The organism is Pseudomonas sp. Y39-6 (genome assembly GCF_023651955.1).
Lineage (GTDB): Bacteria > Pseudomonadota > Gammaproteobacteria > Pseudomonadales > Pseudomonadaceae > Aquipseudomonas > Aquipseudomonas veronii.
The window spans coordinates 6613685-6630661 of sequence record NZ_CP069594.1; the positions used below are offsets into that span (position 1 = coordinate 6613685).

At 62.7% G+C, this 16977-nt stretch carries 17 protein-coding genes; 9 read left to right on the forward strand and 8 right to left on the reverse strand.

The window, feature by feature from the left end; genetic code table 11:
* Positions 1-43: 43 nt before the first annotated feature.
* From rpoH to ftsY, 4 genes are all read right to left on the reverse strand, one after another.
* Positions 44-898 (reverse strand): RNA polymerase sigma factor RpoH, encoded by an 855-nt coding sequence (gene rpoH / locus JN756_RS30225; RefSeq protein ID WP_017845020.1) that lies wholly within the window; start codon positions 896-898, stop codon positions 44-46.
* Between the two features lie 129 nt (positions 899-1027).
* Positions 1028-2050: a permease-like cell division protein FtsX gene (ftsX, locus tag JN756_RS30230; RefSeq protein WP_017845021.1), complete on the reverse strand. Its 1023-nt coding sequence runs from the start codon at positions 2048-2050 to the stop codon at positions 1028-1030.
* A complete protein-coding gene (ftsE, locus tag JN756_RS30235; RefSeq protein ID WP_017476533.1) occupies positions 2047-2718 on the reverse strand; it encodes a cell division ATP-binding protein FtsE in 672 nt (223 codons plus the stop codon). Before ftsE ends, ftsX begins: the two co-directional genes overlap by 4 nt.
* Entirely contained in the window at positions 2715-4019 is a 1305-nt protein-coding gene (gene ftsY, locus JN756_RS30240) for a signal recognition particle-docking protein FtsY (protein ID WP_017845022.1), read from the reverse strand. The genes ftsE and ftsY overlap by 4 nt, the downstream gene beginning before the upstream one ends.
* A 341-nt stretch (positions 4020-4360) precedes the next feature.
* On the opposite strand from ftsY, the gene JN756_RS30245 reads away from it, so the two are divergent.
* The 4 genes from JN756_RS30245 (at position 4361) to JN756_RS30260 (ending at position 8874) form a co-directional block, all read left to right on the forward strand.
* A complete protein-coding gene (locus JN756_RS30245) occupies positions 4361-5716 on the forward strand; it encodes a M16 family metallopeptidase (RefSeq protein ID WP_017845024.1) in 1356 nt (451 codons plus the stop codon).
* The gene (locus JN756_RS30250) at positions 5709-7199 is read left to right on the forward strand and encodes a M16 family metallopeptidase (RefSeq protein WP_201021624.1); all 1491 of its coding nucleotides are present in this window, start codon (positions 5709-5711) and stop codon (positions 7197-7199) included. Before JN756_RS30245 ends, JN756_RS30250 begins: the two co-directional genes overlap by 8 nt.
* Positions 7199-7816, forward strand: coding sequence for a 16S rRNA (guanine(966)-N(2))-methyltransferase RsmD (gene rsmD, locus JN756_RS30255; protein ID WP_017845026.1), 618 nt, complete (start codon positions 7199-7201; stop codon positions 7814-7816). The genes JN756_RS30250 and rsmD overlap by 1 nt, the downstream gene beginning before the upstream one ends.
* A 62-nt stretch (positions 7817-7878) precedes the next feature.
* Entirely contained in the window at positions 7879-8874 is a 996-nt protein-coding gene (locus tag JN756_RS30260) for a hydrolase (RefSeq protein WP_201021625.1), read from the forward strand.
* 27 nt (positions 8875-8901) lie between these two features.
* Here the strand turns inward: JN756_RS30260 and JN756_RS30265 are convergent, their stop codons facing one another.
* Together JN756_RS30265 and JN756_RS30270 are read right to left on the reverse strand one after the other, a co-directional pair.
* On the reverse strand, positions 8902-9756 hold the full coding sequence (locus tag JN756_RS30265; protein WP_017845028.1) for a sulfurtransferase: 855 nt from the start codon (positions 9754-9756) through the stop codon (positions 8902-8904).
* A 33-nt stretch (positions 9757-9789) separates the two neighbouring features.
* Complete coding sequence (locus tag JN756_RS30270; RefSeq protein ID WP_017845029.1) at positions 9790-10461, reverse strand: TetR/AcrR family transcriptional regulator; 672 nt, start codon at positions 10459-10461, stop codon at positions 9790-9792.
* A 146-nt stretch (positions 10462-10607) separates the two neighbouring features.
* Here JN756_RS30270 and JN756_RS30275 point away from each other — a divergent pair, with 146 nt between their 5' ends.
* The 5 genes from JN756_RS30275 to JN756_RS30295 all read left to right on the forward strand — a co-directional run bounded on the left by JN756_RS30275 (position 10608) and on the right by JN756_RS30295 (position 15179).
* Positions 10608-12035, forward strand: a complete 1428-nt coding sequence (locus tag JN756_RS30275) for a coniferyl aldehyde dehydrogenase (RefSeq protein WP_046381748.1) — start codon at positions 10608-10610, stop codon at positions 12033-12035.
* 28 nt (positions 12036-12063) lie between these two features.
* On the forward strand, positions 12064-12609 hold the full coding sequence (locus JN756_RS30280) for a twin-arginine translocation pathway signal protein (protein WP_201021626.1): 546 nt from the start codon (positions 12064-12066) through the stop codon (positions 12607-12609).
* A gap of 36 nt (positions 12610-12645) precedes the next feature.
* A complete protein-coding gene (locus tag JN756_RS30285; protein ID WP_046381747.1) occupies positions 12646-14241 on the forward strand; it encodes a GMC family oxidoreductase in 1596 nt (531 codons plus the stop codon).
* Positions 14242-14344: 103 nt separating this feature from the next.
* Positions 14345-14824 carry a pantetheine-phosphate adenylyltransferase gene (gene coaD / locus JN756_RS30290; RefSeq protein WP_003176711.1) on the forward strand — a complete coding sequence of 160 codons (480 nt, stop codon included), beginning with the start codon at positions 14345-14347 and terminating at the stop codon, positions 14822-14824.
* A 103-nt stretch (positions 14825-14927) separates the two neighbouring features.
* Positions 14928-15179, forward strand: a complete 252-nt coding sequence (locus tag JN756_RS30295) for a YfhL family 4Fe-4S dicluster ferredoxin (RefSeq protein ID WP_003195146.1) — start codon at positions 14928-14930, stop codon at positions 15177-15179.
* 104 nt (positions 15180-15283) lie between these two features.
* Here the strand turns inward: JN756_RS30295 and mutM are convergent, their stop codons facing one another.
* Positions 15284-16096 carry a bifunctional DNA-formamidopyrimidine glycosylase/DNA-(apurinic or apyrimidinic site) lyase gene (gene mutM, locus JN756_RS30300; RefSeq protein ID WP_017845033.1) on the reverse strand — a complete coding sequence of 271 codons (813 nt, stop codon included), beginning with the start codon at positions 16094-16096 and terminating at the stop codon, positions 15284-15286.
* Positions 16097-16117: 21 nt separating this feature from the next.
* Entirely contained in the window at positions 16118-16930 is an 813-nt protein-coding gene (locus JN756_RS30305; protein ID WP_169850532.1) for an HDOD domain-containing protein, read from the reverse strand.
* Between the last annotated feature and the right edge of the window lie 47 nt (positions 16931-16977).

A 16977-nucleotide genomic window follows, 5' to 3' on the forward strand; every position in this document is an offset into this window, starting at 1 on the left:
CACAGAAATAAATGTGGGAGGGGGCTTGCCCCCTCCCACAGTTTTAAGCGGCGATCGACAGCTTCAGCTTGTTCATCGCGCTTTTCTCAAGCTGACGAATCCGCTCGGCCGACACGTTGTACTTCTGCGCCAGGTCGTGCAGCGTGGCTTTTTCTTCGGCCAGCCAGCGCTGGTAGAGGATGTCACGGCTGCGGTCGTCCAGCACTTCCAGCGCTTCGTGCAGGTTGTGGTTGGAGTTGTCGCTCCAGTCGGCGTCTTCCAGTTGACGCGCCGGGTCGTACCGGTGGTCTTCCAGGTAGTTGGCCGGCGATTGGAAGGCGCTGTCGTCGTCCGCTTCAGCGGCCGGGTCGAAGGCCATGTCATGGCCGGTCAGGCGGCTTTCCATCTCGCGCACTTCACGCGGCTCCACACCGAGGCTTTCGGCCACGCGGTGGACTTCTTCGTTGTTCAGCCACGCCAGGCGTTTTTTCTGGCTGCGCAGGTTGAAGAACAGCTTGCGCTGGGCCTTGGTGGTCGCGACTTTCACGATGCGCCAGTTGCGCAGGATGAACTCGTGGATTTCCGCCTTGATCCAGTGAACGGCGAACGACACCAGGCGCACACCCATTTCCGGGTTGAAGCGCTTCACTGCCTTCATCAGGCCGACGTTGCCTTCCTGGATCAGGTCAGCCTGGGCCAGGCCATAGCCGCTATAGCTACGGGCGATATGTACGACAAAACGCAGGTGGGCGAGCACCATCTGCCGAGCCGCCCCCAAATCCTGCTCATAGTAGAGACTCTCGGCCAGTTCACGCTCCTGCTCCGGCGTCAGCAATGGAATGCTGTTGACCGTGTGCACATAGGCCTCCAGGTTCGCACCCGGGACCAAGGCATAAACAGGTTGCAAAGAAGTGGTCATACGAAAAAACCTCCGACTCACATAACTCGTGCAGTTCAGCACTGCGAAAATTGACCGGGAACCGTAGGACAAGTTCCCTAAACCACTGATACGGTCAATACAAACGAAACCACATTAATCTGACATTAACTACTTCGGTGCCAGCTCACGTAAATGCCGTGCGACCGCAATCCACGCACCGATATACCCCAACAAGACCGCGCCAAGCAAGAGCGACAGACCATCGGCGACCGGCACCCCGGCCAGGGCGAAATCACTGCCGTACAAGCCGGCCAGCCCGATGACCGCGTCGTTCAGCCAGTCCAGGCCGAACGCCAACAAGCCCCAGGACAAAATCCCCGCACCGAAGCCATAAAGCGCGCCCATGTACAGAAAAGGACGACGCACATAGCTGTCCGTGCCGCCGACCAGTTTAATCACTTCTATCTCGGTGCGACGGTTTTCAATATGAAGACGAATGGTATTACCTATCACCAAAAGTAATGCAGACACCAACAACACCGTCAGGCCGAACACAAAGCGGTCGCCCAGCTTGAGAATCGCCGCCAGGCGCTCTACCCAGACTAGATCAAGTTGCGCCTGTTGCACCTTGGGCATCTCTGCGAGTTTTTGTCGCAGGGCTTCCAGGGCCGGTTTGTCGACTTCATTCGGCGTCACCAGCACCACGCCCGGCAGCGGGTTCTGCGGCAGCTCCTTGAGCGCCTCGCCCAGGCCGGACTGTTGCTGGAATTCCTCGAGGGCCTGATCGCGGCTGATGTACTCGGCATCCGCCACGCCCGGCAGGTTCTTGATCTCTTCGCGCAGGGCTTCGCCGTCTTTGGCGCTGGCATCCAGGTTCAGGTACAGCGAAATCTGCGCGGCGCGCTGCCAGGAACCGCCCAGGCGCTCCACATTATTAAGCAGCAGCGACAAGCCCATGGGCAGGCTCAAGGCCACGGCCATCACCAGGCAGGTGAAAAAGCTGCCGATCGGCTGCTTGCCCAGGCGACGCAGGCTGTCGAGCAGGCTGGCACGATGGCTTTCGATCCAGGCACGCAGCAGCGTGGCGAAATCCGGGCCGTCGTCTTCGTCGTGTTTTTTCTTTTTCGGTTGCGGGTCGGCCGGTTTCGGCGCCACGCGCTCGGAAACCTTGGGGCTGCGTGTCGCACTCATACGCCAGCCTCCCCGTCGCCGATCAGGCGACCGCGTTGCAGGGTCAGCATGCGATGGCGCATGCGCGCGATCAGTGCCAGGTCGTGACTGGCGATCAGCACGCTGGTGCCCAGGCGGTTGATGTCTTCGAACACGCCCATGATCTCGGCCGCCAGGCGCGGGTCGAGGTTACCGGTGGGTTCGTCCGCCAGCAGCAAGGCCGGGCGGTGGACGATGGCGCGGGCGATGCCGACGCGCTGTTGCTGGCCGGTGGACAGGTCGCCGGGGTAGAGGTCGGTCTTGTCCGACAACGCCACGCGCTCCAGCGCCGAGTCCACGCGCTTGATGATTTCGGCCTTGGACAGCCCAAGGATCTGCAACGGCAACGCAATGTTATTGAACACCGTGCGATCGAACAGCAACTGGTGGTTCTGGAACACCACGCCGATCTGGCGGCGCAGGAACGGGATCTGCGCATTGCTGATGGTGGCCAGATCCTGGCCGGCCAGCAACAGCTTGCCGGTGGTCGGGCGTTCCATGGCCAGCAGCAGGCGCAACAGGGTACTTTTGCCGGCACCCGAATGGCCGGTGACAAACAAGAATTCGCCGCGACGCACTCGAAAACTCAGCTCATGCAAGCCGACATGCCCATTGGCATAGCGTTTACCGACCTGTTCGAATCGAATCATGAACGCTCCCGCTCGGCAAACAGTGCCTGGACAAAGGGTTCGGCTTCAAAGGTGCGCAGGTCGTCGATACCTTCACCGACGCCGATATACCGAATCGGCAACCCGAACTGCTTGGCCAGGGCGAAGATCACGCCGCCCTTGGCCGTGCCGTCGAGCTTAGTCAATGCCAGGCCGGTCAGTTGCACCGTCTGGTGGAATTGTTTGGCCTGGCTGATGGCGTTCTGGCCAGTACCGGCGTCGAGCACCAGCAAGACTTCGTGCGGAGCCTCGCCGTCGAGCTTGCCGATCACGCGGCGCACTTTCTTCAGCTCTTCCATCAGGTTGTCTTTGGTGTGCAGGCGACCGGCGGTATCGGCGATCAGCACATCAATGTTGCGGGCCTTGGCGGCTTGCACGGCATCGAAGATCACCGAAGCGGAATCGGCGCCGGTGTGCTGGGCGATGACCGGGATCTTGTTGCGCTCGCCCCAGACCTGCAGTTGCTCGACGGCCGCGGCGCGGAAGGTGTCGCCGGCGGCGAGCATGACTTTCTTGCCTTCCAACTGCAGCTTCTTGGCCAGTTTGCCGATGGTGGTGGTCTTGCCGGCGCCATTGACGCCGACTACCAGGATCACGAACGGCTTCTTCGGAGTAATCACCAACGGCGCTTCGACCGGCTTGAGCATCGCGGCCAGCTCGGCCTGCAGGGATTTGTACAGCGCATCGGCGTCGGTCAACTGCTTGCGCGCGACCTTCTGGGTCAGGCTCTGGATGATCACGGCGGTGGCTTCGACACCCACGTCGGCGGTCAGCAGACGGGTTTCGATGTCTTCCAGCAGTTCGTCATCGATGGTCTTCCGACCCAGGAACAGGCTGGCCATGCCTTCGCCGATGGTCGCGCTGGTTTTGCTCAGGCCTTGCTTGAGGCGGGCGAAGAACCCGGTTTTGCTCGGTTCGGCGGCAACCACGGGCGACGGCGCGATCACGGCGGGCGCCGCGGCCACAACAGGCGCGGGAGTCGGCTCGACCGCCACCGGCTCAACCTGCGGAATCGGCGGCGTCACATGCTCGGCCTGCACATCTTCGACCAGTGCCACGGGCTCTTCGGCCACTGGCAGTGCCAGCCACGGTTTGTGCTCAGGCTCGGCTTGCGCCACCGGCGCGGTCGGTTCGGCGCCTACCAAGGGCTCAGGGATTGGCTCAGATTGAACCTGCGGCTGTTCGACGACGGTTTCCTGCGGCTTTTTGCGCAGCCATCCGAACAGGCCTTTTTTCTCGCCAGCCGCAGCTGGACTCTTCTTGTCGTCGTTGGAACCAAACATGGAGGACGGCTATCTCAAGGTAGCGACGCGCCAAGGGCGCCTCGGTAAATAAAAATTCGATGCAGAACAGACTGCTTTAACGCTCGCTCGTTCATGCGCAACATTTTGTAAGGCGTAAATAAAGGCCTCAACAAATCGATTCAATATGGAATTGAAGCGACAACATCGGCGAAAAGCTGAAGATTGTCGGGGAAAACCGTAGCAAACTTCAAAATTCCTACAACTGAATCCAGAACGGTATGACGACCGCAGTGGCCGTCCCCAAATCGGATCAGTATCCTAGCACCTCCTCGCCCGCCGACGCTAAGACCAAGCGGGCAGCCCAACAGGTTTAAAAACGAATGAATGCTCTAGCCCGCCGCGCCGCAGGCCTGCTGCTCAGCACAGTTTGTCTGCCCCTCTCAGCCTTGGCTGCCGACCCACAACCCACCCATGAATTCACCCTGGATAACGGCCTCAAAGTGGTCGTGCGCGAAGACCATCGCGCGCCGGTGGTGGTTTCCCAGGTCTGGTACAAAGTCGGTTCGAGCTACGAAACCCCGGGCCAGACCGGTTTGTCCCACGCCCTGGAACACATGATGTTCAAGGGCAGCTCCAAGGTCGGCCCCGGCGAAGCCTCGCTGATCCTGCGCGACCTGGGCGCCGAAGAGAACGCCTTCACCAGCGACGACTACACCGCCTACTACCAAGTGCTGGCGCGTGACCGCCTGGGTGTCGCCTTCGAACTCGAAGCCGACCGCATGGCCAGCCTGCGCCTGCCGGCCGACGAGTTCAGCCGCGAGATCGAAGTCATCAAGGAAGAACGCCGCCTGCGCACCGACGACAACCCGATGTCCAAGGCCTTCGAGCGCTTCAAGGCCATGGCCTTCCCGGCCAGCGGCTACCACACGCCGACCATCGGCTGGATGGCCGACCTCGACCGCATGAAGGTCGAAGAACTGCGCCACTGGTACCAGTCCTGGTACGTGCCGAACAACGCCACCCTGGTGGTGGTCGGCGACGTGACCCCGGACGAGGTGAAGAACCTGGCCCAGCGCTACTTCGGCCCGATCCCCAAGCGTGACGTGCCACCGGCGAAGATCCCGCTGGAACTGGCCGAGCCCGGTGAGCGCCTGCTGACGATGCATGTGCAGACCCAACTGCCGAGCGTGATCCTGGGCTTCAACGTGCCCGGCCTGGCCACCGCGCCAGACAAACGTTCGGTACAAGCCCTGCGCCTGATCTCGGCCCTGCTCGACGGCGGCTACAGCGCGCGCATTTCGGAACGGCTCGAACGCGGTGAAGAGCTGGTCTCCTCCGCCTCCACCAACTACGACGCCTACACCCGCGGTGACAGCCTGTTCACCCTGAGCGCCACACCGAACCAGCAGAAGAAAAAGACCATCGCACAAGCCGAAGCCGGCCTGTGGCGCCTGCTGGAAGAACTCAAAGCCAAGCCGCCGACCGCCGAGGAACTGGAGCGCATCCGCGCCCAGGTCATTGCCGGCCTGGTCTACCAGCGCGACTCGATCACCAGCCAGGCGACCGCCATCGGTTCCCTGGAAACCGTCGGCCTGTCCTGGAAATTGATGGACACCGAACTGGCCGACCTGCAAAGCGTGACCCCGGACGATATCCAGAAGGCCGCACGCACCTATTTCACCCGCGAACGTCTCAGCGTCGCCCATGTCCTGCCTGAGGAGACCGCTCATGAGTGATCGCAAAAGCAGCCGCCTGATCCTGCCCGGCCTGATCGCCGTCACCCTGATCGCGGCGAGCGCGGTGTATTTCCTGCGCCCAAGCGAATCCGTCGCCAGCCCGGCGCTGGAAAAAGCCCAGTCGACCCACACACTGCAATCCCTGGCGGAACTGGACGGCAAGGCGCCGACCAACCGCAAGCTCGACGTGCAGACCTGGAACACCGCCGAAGGCGCCAAGGTGCTGTTCGTCGAAGCCCACGAACTGCCGATGTTCGACATGCGTATCCTGTTCGCCGCCGGCAGCAGCCAGGACGGCAACGTCCCCGGCGTGGCGCTGATGACCAACGCCATGCTCAACGAAGGCGTGCCGGGCAAGAATGTGAGCCAGATCGCCAGCGGCTTTGAAGGCCTCGGCGCGGACTTCGGCAATGGCGCTTACCGCGACATGGCGCTGGTGTCCCTGCGCGGCCTGAGCGACAGCGACAAGCGCGACGCCGCCCTGGCGCTGTTTGACCAGGTGATCGGCAAACCGACCTTCCCCGCCGACTCCCTGGCGCGCATCAAGAACCAGATCCTCGCCGGCTTTGAGTATCAGAAGCAGAACCCCGGCAAACTGGCGAGCCTGGAGCTGTTCAAGCGCCTGTACGGCGACCACCCGTATGCTCACCCGAGCGAAGGCACGGCCGAGAGCGTTCCGACAATCACCCAGGCGCAGTTGCAGGCATTCCACGCCAAGGCGTATGCCGCGGGTAACGCTGTGATTGCCGTAGTGGGCGACCTGACCCGCGCCGAGGCCGAAGCCATGACTGCCAAGGTCTCGGCCTCGCTGCCCAAAGGCCCGGCCCTGGCGAAGATCGCCCAGCCGACCGAGTCCAAGGCCGGTTTGAGCCATATCGAGTTCCCGTCCAAGCAGACGCACCTGCTGTTCGCGCAACTGGGCATCGATCGCGCCGACCCGGACTACGCCGCCCTGTCCCTGGGCAACCAGATCCTCGGCGGCGGGGGCTTCGGCACCCGCTTGATGAGTGAAGTGCGCGAGAAGCGCGGCCTGACCTACGGCGTCTACTCCGGTTTCTCGCCGATGCAAGTGCGCGGCCCGTTCATGATCAACCTGCAGACCCGCGCGGAAATGAGCGGCGGCACCCTGCGCCTGGTGGAAGACGTGCTGGCCGACTACCTCAAGACCGGCCCGACGCAAAAGGAGCTGGATGACGCCAAGCGCGAGCTGAGCGGCAGCTTCCCGCTGTCCACCGCGAGCAACGCCGATATCGTCGGGCAGCTGGGCGCCATGGGTTTCTACAACCTGCCGCTGAGCTATCTGGAAGATTTCATGAAACAATCCCAGGCCCTGACCGTAGAACAGGTCAAAGCGGCTTTGAACAAACACCTGAGCGCCGACAAGATGGTCATCGTGACCGCCGGCCCGACGACTGCGCAAAAGCCACTACCGCCCCCCACTGATAAACCTGCCGAGCAGCCGCTCGGGGTTCCGGAGCATTAATGGCCAGTTCATCTCGCCCGAAAAAACCTGTCCACAACGTGCATAACGGTGTGGGCCAACTGCGCATCATTGGCGGTGAATGGGGCAGCCGCAAGCTCAGCTTCCCCGACGTCGTGGGCCTGCGCCCAACGCCGGATCGCGTGCGTGAAACCCTGTTCAACTGGCTGGCACCCTACATCGCCGGGGCCAAGGTACTCGACCCGTTTGCCGGCAGCGGCGCGCTGTTCCTCGAGGCGCTGTCCCGTGGCGCGGCCCAGGCACAGGCGCTGGATGCCAGCAATGTGGCGGTGTCCAGCCTCAAGGAACACCTGGGCACCCTGCGTTGCACCAACGGCCAGGTGCAGACCGCCGACGCGCTGCGCTACCTGGAAACCCAGGCCGCCAGCGAATACGACGTGGTGTTCCTCGACCCGCCGTTCAACCAGAACCTGCTGCCGACCGTGTGCGCGTTGCTGGAAGAGCGCCAATGGCTGGCGCCGGACTCGTGGATCTACACTGAAAGCGAAAGTGCGCCATCCAGCCTGGGCCTGCCCGGCAGCTGGCGCCTGCACCGGGAACAAAAATCCGGGCGGGTGTATTACGCATTGTGGCAACGTTCGGTACAGCCCTCGGCCTGAACGGGCTTTTGTGGCGAGCAAGCTCGCTCGCCACAGTGAGTCCGCGTGCCACAGAGAGTGTCATGACCCCCTCTTCAGACCTGTTCAAACCCGCCTTCGGCCTCGGCAACCCTCATCTGCAAACGTTGTGGGGGCCGCTGTGGCGCCCGACCACGCACCTCGAACGCCCACGCGAACGCCTGTGGCTGGACGACGGCGACTTTCTCGACCTCGACTGGCATGGCCCCCATGACGCGCAAGCGCCGTTGGTGCTGGTACTGCATGGGCTGACCGGCTCGTCCAACTCGCCTTACGTGGCCGGCCTGCAAAAAGCCCTCGCCGCCCAGGGCTGGGCCAGTGCGGCCTTGAACTGGCGCGGATGCTCGGGCGAGCCGAACCTGTTGGCGCGCAGCTACCACTCGGGCGCCAGCGAAGACCTGGCGGCGGCGATTGCCCATCTGCGCGCCAAGCGGCCGTTGGCGCCGTTGTATGCGGTGGGTTATTCCCTGGGGGGCAACGTGCTGCTCAAGCATTTGGGCGAAACCGGCGCGAATTCGGGGCTGCAAGGCGCGGCGGCGGTGTCGGTGCCGTTTCGTCTGGATCAGTGCGCCGATCGCATCGGCCTGGGCTTTTCGCGGGTGTACCAGAAGCACTTCATGCGCGAGATGGTGACGTATATCCGTGTCAAACAAAGCCGCTTTTTACAGGATGGTCGCGCTGAAGGGCTCAAGGCCCTGGAGGCACTCGGGTCTCTGGAGAAGATGCACACGTTCTGGGACTTCGACGGCCGGGTCACCGCGCCGCTGCATGGTTTCCTCAGTGCCGAAGACTATTACCGCCGCGCGTCGAGCCGTTACTACCTGGGCGATATCCGCACGCCGACCCTGATCATCCAGGCGGCCGATGACCCGTTTGTCTTCGCCCATAGCCTGCCCGAAGCCAGCGAGTTGTCGGATTGCACCGAGTTCGAATTGCTGGCCAAGGGTGGGCATGTGGGGTTTGTCGACGGTTCGCTGAAGCGCCCCGGTTACTACCTGGAGCGGCGGATTCCGCAATGGCTGCTGACACAACCCCGTTAAACAAGGTGGGTTTACACGCAGGACAACTCAGTCGCCCGTCGCGATTTCCCGCGTTGGATCGGTAATCCACTCGCTCCACGATCCCGCATACAACTTGCCCAACGGGTAACCCGCCAGGCTCAGGGCGAACAGGTTGTGGCACGCCGTCACGCCCGAACCGCAATACGCCACCAACTCATCCGGCGAACGGCCTTGCAACTGGGCGGCGAAGCGCTGCTTGAGCTGCTCGGCCGGCAGGAAACGCCCATCGCTGCCCAGGTTTTCGGTGAACGCCGCACATTGCGCGCCGGGAATGTGCCCGGCAATCGGGTCGATAGGCTCGACATCGCCGCGAAAGCGCGGCTGGGCGCGGGCGTCGATCAGGGTCAGGCCCGGTTGGCCCAGGCGTTTTTGCAGCTGCTTGGCATCCAGCAGCAGGCGATTGTCCGGCGTGCCGACAAAGGTGCCGCGCTCGATCACCGGCGCATCCAGGCTTAACGGGAAGCCGGCCGCGTGCCAGGCCTTCAAGCCACCGTCCAGGATAAACACGCCATCACGCTTGCCCAGCCACGCCAGCGACCACCAGGTGCGGGCGGCATAAACACCAGGGCCGTCGTCGTAGAGCACCACATCGGTATCGGCATTGATGCCCCAGGCACGCAGTTGCTCGGCGAGCGTCTGCGCCTGCGGCAACGGGTGACGCCCGGTCACGCCCTTGGTCACCGGCCCACTGAGATGACGCTCCAGGTCGGCATATTGCGCGCCTTCGATATGCCCTTCGGCGTAGCTGCACATTCCGTAGTCCGGGTCTTCCAGGGCAAAGCGGCAGTCTAGTATCACCAGAGCGCCGCGCTGTTGGCGCTCGGCCAGTTGCTGGGGGCTGATCAGTTGGGCAAGTGGCATGACAGACTCCTGTGAACAAATTCGGGAAAGATCCTACTTCACTTCTTCCAGTGCCTGGTTCAACGGCACGTAAAACTCTTTGAACAGTGCATCCACCGCCGCTTTGGCCTGCGGCGTGACAAACCCCGCTTCCAGCACCAGCACCTGATACACCCCGCGCTTGATCGCTTCGGCGCTCAGATGTGTGGATTTTTCATTGGTGGTACACAAAAACCGCACCCAGGAGGTAAGGATGATCCAGGCGTTGAGGGTCAGCGCCTCGGTTTGCACCGGGTCCATATTGAGAATGCCGGCATCGACAAACCCTCGGTAAATGGCGCCCCCCTGAATCAGGCAACGCTGGGAAAAGCGCCGGTAGCCGGTGGCCAGTTCCGGGTCGCTCTCCAGCAGGTGTTCGAGGTCACGGTGCAGGAAACGGTAGCGCCACATGCCGGCCAGGACCGCCTGCAGGTAGAAGCGCTTGTCCTCCACCACCATGGTGCGACCCTGGGGCGGGCGCAGGAAACTGTCGACCAAGGCTTCGTATTCGCGAAACAGCACGGCGATGATCGCCTGCTTGTTGGGGAAGTGGTAGTACAGGTTGCCCGGCGAAATTTCCATATGGGCGGCGATATGGTTGGTGCTGACACTGCGCTCGCCCTGCTGGTTAAAAAGCTCCAGGCTGGTTTGCACAATGCGCTCGCTGGTCTTTACTCGTGGTGCCATAGGGGATCAGCTTCTGTACACGTGATCGACCATCTTACGGCCTAACCTTGCCGGGATAAATCCAGTTATGGCTGCAATGCCATTTGACAATTTAGAGCAATAACTCTAAAAATCCAGGCAGACCAATAACAATCCGGAACTGCACCATGTCTGCCAACGTTGCCTACCCGCAAGATTCCCAGACACTGGATCAACTCCAGGGCCTGTTCGACGCCCAACGCCGCGCCTATGCCGCCAACCCGATGCCGCCGGCCGCGCAACGCCAGCAATGGCTCAAGGCCTTGCGCGAAGTGCTCAGCGACGAACGCCAGGCGCTGATCGACGCGATCAGCCAGGACTTCAGCCATCGCAGCGCCGACGAAACCCTGTTCGCCGAACTGATGCCCAGCCTGCATGGCATTCACTATGCGAGCAAACACCTCAGTGGCTGGATGAAACCTTCCCGCCGCGCTGTAGGCATCGCCTTCCAGCCCGCCTCGGCCAAAGTCATCTACCAACCGCTGGGCGTGGTCGGGGTGATCGTGCCCTGGAACTACCCGCTGTACTTGGCCATCGGGCCATTGGTGGGCGCGTTGGCCGCGGGCAACCGGGTGATGCTCAAACTCAGCGAATCGACCCCGGCCACCGGCGAACTGCTCAAGACCCTGCTGGCGAAGGTCTTCCCCGAAGACCTGGTGTGCGTGGTGCTGGGCGAGGCCGACGTCGGCATGGCATTTTCCAGGCTGCGCTTCGATCATCTGCTGTTCACCGGCGCCACCAGCATCGGTAAACATGTGATGCGTGCGGCGGCCGAGCATCTGACCCCGGTCACGCTGGAACTGGGCGGCAAATCGCCGGCGATCGTTTCCGCCGATGTGCCCCTCAAGGACGCCGCCGAACGCATCGCCTTCGGCAAGGCCCTGAACGCCGGGCAAACCTGCGTAGCGCCGGACTACGTGCTGGTGCCGGAAGATCGCGTCGAGGGTTTCGTCGAGGCCTACAGCAAGGCGCTTCGTGGTTTTTACCCGATACTGGCCAACAACCCGGACTACACCGCCATCATCAACGAACGGCAACTGGCCCGGCTCAACGCCTACGTGAAGGACGCCACCGACAAGGGCGCCACCCTGATCCCTCTGTACGACCAGGGCCAGGCACGCCGCATGGCCCACAGCCTGCTGTTGAATGTCAGCGATGAAATGACGGTGATGCAGGACGAAATCTTCGGCCCGGTGCTGCCGATCGTGCCTTATCGCGGCATCGACCAAGCCTTTGCCTACATCAATCAGCGGCCTCGCCCACTGGCCCTGTACTACTTCGGCTACAACAAGCGCGAACAGAACCGCGTACTCCACGAAACCCACTCCGGCGGCGTATGCCTGAACGACACGCTGCTGCATGTGGCTCAGGACGACATGCCTTTCGGCGGCATCGGCCCGTCGGGCATGGGCCACTACCACGGCCATGAAGGGTTCCTCACGTTCAGCAAGGCCAAGGGCGTGCTGGTCAAGCAGCGCCTGAACGCCGCGAAGTTGATCTACCCGCCCTACGGCAAATCGATCCAGAAGCTGATCCAGAAGCTGTTTATCCGCTGATACCGCCACCCTCGGGATAACCATAACAATGAACCCAAGCCTGACTGATTCACCCGCGCTGTCGCGGCGCGGCGTCCTGAAAATCGGCCTGTGCGCCAGCGCCTTCCTGGCCACCGCCGGGCTGGGCGCGAGCCTCAGCGGCTGCTCCAGCAGCACTCCGGCCAGCGGCTTTGCCCTGTTGCGCAGCAGCGACTTGCCGTTTCTGCGCGCGGTGATCCCGGTGCTGCTGGAAGGCGTGGCCAGCACCCAGGAAGTCGCCAGCGGGATTGAAGACACCCTGAAAAAACTCGACTACAGCCTGCAGCACCTGTCGCCGGAGATGTTCAAGCTGACCCAGCAACTGTTCGACGTGCTGGGCATGGGCATCACCCGCGGCCCACTGACCGGGGTCTGGGACAGTTGGGAAAACGCCAGTGGCGAACAGATCCGCAACTTCCTGCACCGCTGGGAAAACAGCTACCTGAACCTGCTGCGCATGGGCCAGGGTTCGTTGCTCAAGCTGGTGATCATGGCCTGGTACTTCCGGCCGGCGTCGTGGGCCCATTGCGGCTACCCCGGGCCGCCGAAGATCTGATTCGCATCCCCCCAATAAAAACAAGAGACGACCCCGATGCCTGTACCCGATCTGTTCCGCGACGGCCTGGCCCGCGGCTGGAAAACCCACAATGGCGCCGCCCTCGACCGCGACCTGACGCTGGAAGCCGACGTAGCGATCATCGGCAGCGGTGCCGGCGGCGGCACCACTGCCGAAATCCTCAGCGCCGCCGGCTACAAAGTGCTGCTGATCGAAGAAGGCCCGCTCAAGACCAGCAGCGATTTCAAGCTGCTCGAAGACGAGGCCTACGCCAGCCTGTATCAAGAAGGCATCGGCCGCATGAGCAAGGACGGCGCCATCACCATCCTGCAAGGCCGGGCCGTGGGCGGCACCACGCTGATCAACTGGACCTCCAGCTTCCGCACCCCGGACGCCACCCTCAGCCACTGGGCCAGCGAATATGCGGTCAAGGGCCACAGCAGCGCGGACATGGCGCCATGGTTCGAAAAAATGGAACAGCGCTTGGGCATCGCTCCCTGGGCCATGCCGCCCAACGCCAACAACGACGTGATCCGCAAAGGCTGCGAACAGCTGGGCTACAGCTGGCATGTGATCCCGCGCAACGTGCGCGGCTGCTTCAACCTGGGTTATTGCGGCATGGGTTGCCCGGTCAACGCCAAGCAGTCGATGCTGGTGACCACCATCCCCTCCACCCTGGAGAAAGGCGGCGAGCTGCTGTACCTGGCCCGCGCCGAACGCCTGGTCTACAGCGGCGACCGCATCAATAGCCTGGAATGCGTGGCCATGGACGAACGCTGCGTGGCGCCGACTGGACGCAAGATCACGGTCAAGGCCAGGCATTACGTGCTGGCCGGCGGCGGCATCAACAGCCCGGCGCTGCTGATGCGCTCGGCCGCCCCCGACCCGCATTCGCGGCTGGGCAAGCGCACCTTTTTGCATTTGGTGAACTTCTCCGCGGCGCTGTTCGACGAGGTGATCAACCCGTTCTATGGCGCGCCGCAGTCGATCTATTCCGATCACTTCCAATGGCTGGACGGCACCACCGGCAGAATGTCGTACAAGCTCGAAGCGCCGCCGCTGCACCCGGCGCTGGCCAGTACGCTGCTCGGCGGCTACGGCACCCAGAACGCCCTGGACATGAGCCAATTGCCACATACCCACGCAATGCTTGCCCTGCTGCGCGACGGCTTCCACCCCGACAGCCCCGGCGGCAGCGTGGAACTGCGCGGCGACGGCACACCGGTGCTCGATTACCAGGTGTCGCCTTACGCCTGGGACGGCCTGCGCCGCGCGTTCCACAGCATGGCCGAGATCCAGTTCGCGGCGGGCGCCAAGTCGGTCAAGCCGCTGCATCACGATGCGCGCTACGTGAAGACCCTGGCCGAAGCACGCAGCCTGATCGACGGCCTCAACCTGGAATTGCACCGCACCTGCCTGGGCAGCGCCCACGTGATGGGCGGCTGCGCCATGGGCGAAGAGCCGAAAAATGCGGTGGCCGACAGCCTCGGTCGCCATCACCAACTGCGCAACCTGTCGATCCACGATGGTTCGCTGTTCCCCACCAGCATTGGCGCCAACCCGCAGTTGTCGGTGTACGGATTGACCGCGCAACTGGCGAGCGCATTGGCCGAACGTCTGAAAACGGCATGAAAAAACAGGGTATTTCGCGGGTCTATCTGCATAAGTCGACTTGGCCGACCGGGACGGCTGCGATACCATCCGGTTCCCCAACGGACTCCGCCAGGACGACGCGATGAACCGAGTGTTGTACCCAGGTACCTTCGACCCGATTACCAAAGGCCATGGCGATCTGGTCGAACGCGCCTCGCGCTTGTTCGACCATGTGATCATCGCGGTCGCTGCCAGCCCCAAGAAAAACCCGCTGTTTCCCCTGGAACAGCGCGTGGAGCTGGCGCGCGAGGTCACCAAGCACCTGCCCAACGTCGAAGTGGTGGGTTTCTCGACGCTGCTGGCACATTTCGCCAAAGAGCAGAACGCCAATGTGTTCCTGCGCGGCCTGCGCGCGGTATCGGACTTCGAATACGAATTCCAGTTGGCCAACATGAACCGCCAACTGGCGCCGGACGTGGAAAGCCTGTTCCTCACGCCGTCGGAGCGTTATTCGTTCATTTCCTCGACGCTGGTCCGTGAAATCGCGGCCCTGGGCGGGGATATCACCAAGTTCGTGCATCCGGCCGTGGCTGATGCGCTGACCCTGCGCTTCAAGAAGTAAGACCGCTCACTCGGCGCCCGCTCGCACTGCGGGCGCCAATGCGGCACAATTGCGCGCATTAGTTTTCCAGATGCCTTGGCTGACTGCCCTGGCAGGAGTTTCCATGTCCTTGATCATCACCGACGATTGCATCAACTGCGACGTCTGCGAACCCGAGTGCCCGAACGCCGCGATTTCCCAAGGCGAAGAGATCTACGTGATCGACCCCAACCTCTGCACCCAGTGCGTCGGCCACTACGACGAACCGCAGTGCCAGCAGGTGTGCCCGGTGGATTGCATTCCACTGGATGAAGCCCATCCGGAGACTGAAGAACAGTTGATGGAGAAGTACCGGAAGATTACCGGTAAGGCTTGAGCCTGGTGGCGTCTGTGAGGGCCTCATCGGGGGCAAGCCCCCTCCCACATCAAAATGTGGGAGGGGGCTTGCCCCCGATGGCGATATCCGCCATCACACAGCAATCAGCTCTGGCACTTAGGGCAAAACACACTCGCCCGCTGCCCCAGCACCACATTGCGCAACTCGCTCCCGCAGACCTTGCACGCCTCGCCGCCCCGGCCGTAGACGAACAGTTCCTGCTGGAAATACCCCGGCTGCCCGTCGCCGCCGATAAAGTCGCGCAAGGTGGTGCCGCCGCGCTCGATGGCGGCCGCCAGAATGCGCTTGATCTCGATCGCCAGCTTCAGATAGCGCCCGCGTGAAATGCCACCGGCCTCGCGGCGCGGATCGATCCCCGCCGCGAACAGCGCTTCGGTCGCGTAGATATTGCCCACGCCCACCACCACCGCGTTGTCCATGATGAACGGTTTGACCGCCATCGAACGCCCACGGGACAGTTTGAACAGGCGCTCGCCATCGAACAGGTCGGTCAACGGCTCCGGCCCCAGGCGGATCAGCAGTTCGTGGTTATGCGGGTCCTGGCTCCAGAGCATCGCGCCAAAACGCCGAGGGTCGGTGTAGCGCAGGGCCAGGCCCGACTCCAGCTCGATGTCCACATGCTCATGCTTGGCCGCCGGCAGGCCGACTTCCACCAGGCGCAGGTTGCCCGACATGCCCAGGTGACTGATCAGGGTGCCCACTTCGGCGTTGATCAACAGGTACTTGGCCCGCCGCTCCACCAGCACGATGCGCTGCCCGGACAGGCGTACATCGAGGTCTTCCGGGATCGGCCAGCGCAGGCGTCGCTCGCGCACCACGACGCGGCTGACCCGCTGGCCTTCCAGGTGCGGCGCAATCCCGCGCCGAGTGGTTTCGACTTCTGGTAACTCGGGCATGTGTGCCTCGTGAGGTAAGGGTCAGTGCGCGCCCAGTTCGCGGATCGACAACTTCATGCTTTCGAAGTCGTAGTCCGACAGGCCCACGTAGTCCAGCACCAGATGGCCAATCGCGTCCCACTCATAGTCGACCGGCTGGTTGCCCAACACCCGGTACGACGCGCAGATGTGCTCGGCCATTTTCAGGATCGCCAGCAGGTTCTTGAGCTGCGGATTGCGCGGCGACTCATCGCTGAAGATCGCCAGGGCGTTGTGATGGTTGGCAATGGCGTCGGTCACATGCTCCGGCAGGCGCCAGGACTTGGCGGTGTAATAGCCGACCACCGCATGGTTGGTGTTGAACGCATTGTTTTCGGTGTCGACCACTCGGCAGTCGGCACCGGCATTGGCGTAGGACTCTTCGAGCACCACCATGTAATTGGGGAAGCGCTTGAGCATCAGCGGCACGCCGCAATCGTGGAACAGCCCCAGGGCATAGGCTTCGTCCACCGCCTGGGCGCCGGTGCGCTTGGCCAGGGTGAGGCAGGTCATGGCCACGTCCTGGGCGGTGTCCCAGAAACGGTTGAGGGTGACGATGGTGTCGTCGCTCATCTCGCCCTTGATCGACAGGGCGTTGATCAGGTTGATGATCGAACGGCTGCCCAGCAGGTTAACGGCGCGCTGGATCGAGGCGATCTTGTTGCTCAGGCCGTAATACGACGAGTTGACGATCTTCAGCAGCGCGCCGGACAGGCCCGGGTCCTGGGAAATCAACCGCGCGATCACTTCCAGGTCCGGGTCGGGCATGTACTGTTCCATCTGCAAATCCACCATGATTTGCGGCTGAGGCGGCACACTGATGCCTTGCAGGGCCTGCTGGATCTGTTCGGCGGAAAGCTCTT

What these genes read in the sequence shown, in the direction of transcription:
- rpoH (WP_017845020.1), bottom strand. Translation starts at nt 898, where the DNA reads ATGACCACTTCTTTGCAACCTGTTTATGCCTTGGTCCCGGGTGCGAAC.
- ftsX (WP_017845021.1), bottom strand. Translation starts at nt 2,050, where the DNA reads ATGAGTGCGACACGCAGCCCCAAGGTTTCCGAGCGCGTGGCGCCGAAA.
- ftsE (WP_017476533.1), bottom strand. Translation starts at nt 2,718, where the DNA reads ATGATTCGATTCGAACAGGTCGGTAAACGCTATGCCAATGGGCATGTC.
- ftsY (WP_017845022.1), bottom strand. Translation starts at nt 4,019, where the DNA reads ATGTTTGGTTCCAACGACGACAAGAAGAGTCCAGCTGCGGCTGGCGAG.
- JN756_RS30245 (WP_017845024.1), top strand. Translation starts at nt 4,361, where the DNA reads ATGAATGCTCTAGCCCGCCGCGCCGCAGGCCTGCTGCTCAGCACAGTT.
- JN756_RS30250 (WP_201021624.1), top strand. Translation starts at nt 5,709, where the DNA reads ATGAGTGATCGCAAAAGCAGCCGCCTGATCCTGCCCGGCCTGATCGCC.
- rsmD (WP_017845026.1), top strand. Translation starts at nt 7,199, where the DNA reads ATGGCCAGTTCATCTCGCCCGAAAAAACCTGTCCACAACGTGCATAAC.
- JN756_RS30260 (WP_201021625.1), top strand. Translation starts at nt 7,879, where the DNA reads ATGACCCCCTCTTCAGACCTGTTCAAACCCGCCTTCGGCCTCGGCAAC.
- JN756_RS30265 (WP_017845028.1), bottom strand. Translation starts at nt 9,756, where the DNA reads ATGCCACTTGCCCAACTGATCAGCCCCCAGCAACTGGCCGAGCGCCAA.
- JN756_RS30270 (WP_017845029.1), bottom strand. Translation starts at nt 10,461, where the DNA reads ATGGCACCACGAGTAAAGACCAGCGAGCGCATTGTGCAAACCAGCCTG.
- JN756_RS30275 (WP_046381748.1), top strand. Translation starts at nt 10,608, where the DNA reads ATGTCTGCCAACGTTGCCTACCCGCAAGATTCCCAGACACTGGATCAA.
- JN756_RS30280 (WP_201021626.1), top strand. Translation starts at nt 12,064, where the DNA reads ATGAACCCAAGCCTGACTGATTCACCCGCGCTGTCGCGGCGCGGCGTC.
- JN756_RS30285 (WP_046381747.1), top strand. Translation starts at nt 12,646, where the DNA reads ATGCCTGTACCCGATCTGTTCCGCGACGGCCTGGCCCGCGGCTGGAAA.
- coaD (WP_003176711.1), top strand. Translation starts at nt 14,345, where the DNA reads ATGAACCGAGTGTTGTACCCAGGTACCTTCGACCCGATTACCAAAGGC.
- JN756_RS30295 (WP_003195146.1), top strand. Translation starts at nt 14,928, where the DNA reads ATGTCCTTGATCATCACCGACGATTGCATCAACTGCGACGTCTGCGAA.
- mutM (WP_017845033.1), bottom strand. Translation starts at nt 16,096, where the DNA reads ATGCCCGAGTTACCAGAAGTCGAAACCACTCGGCGCGGGATTGCGCCG.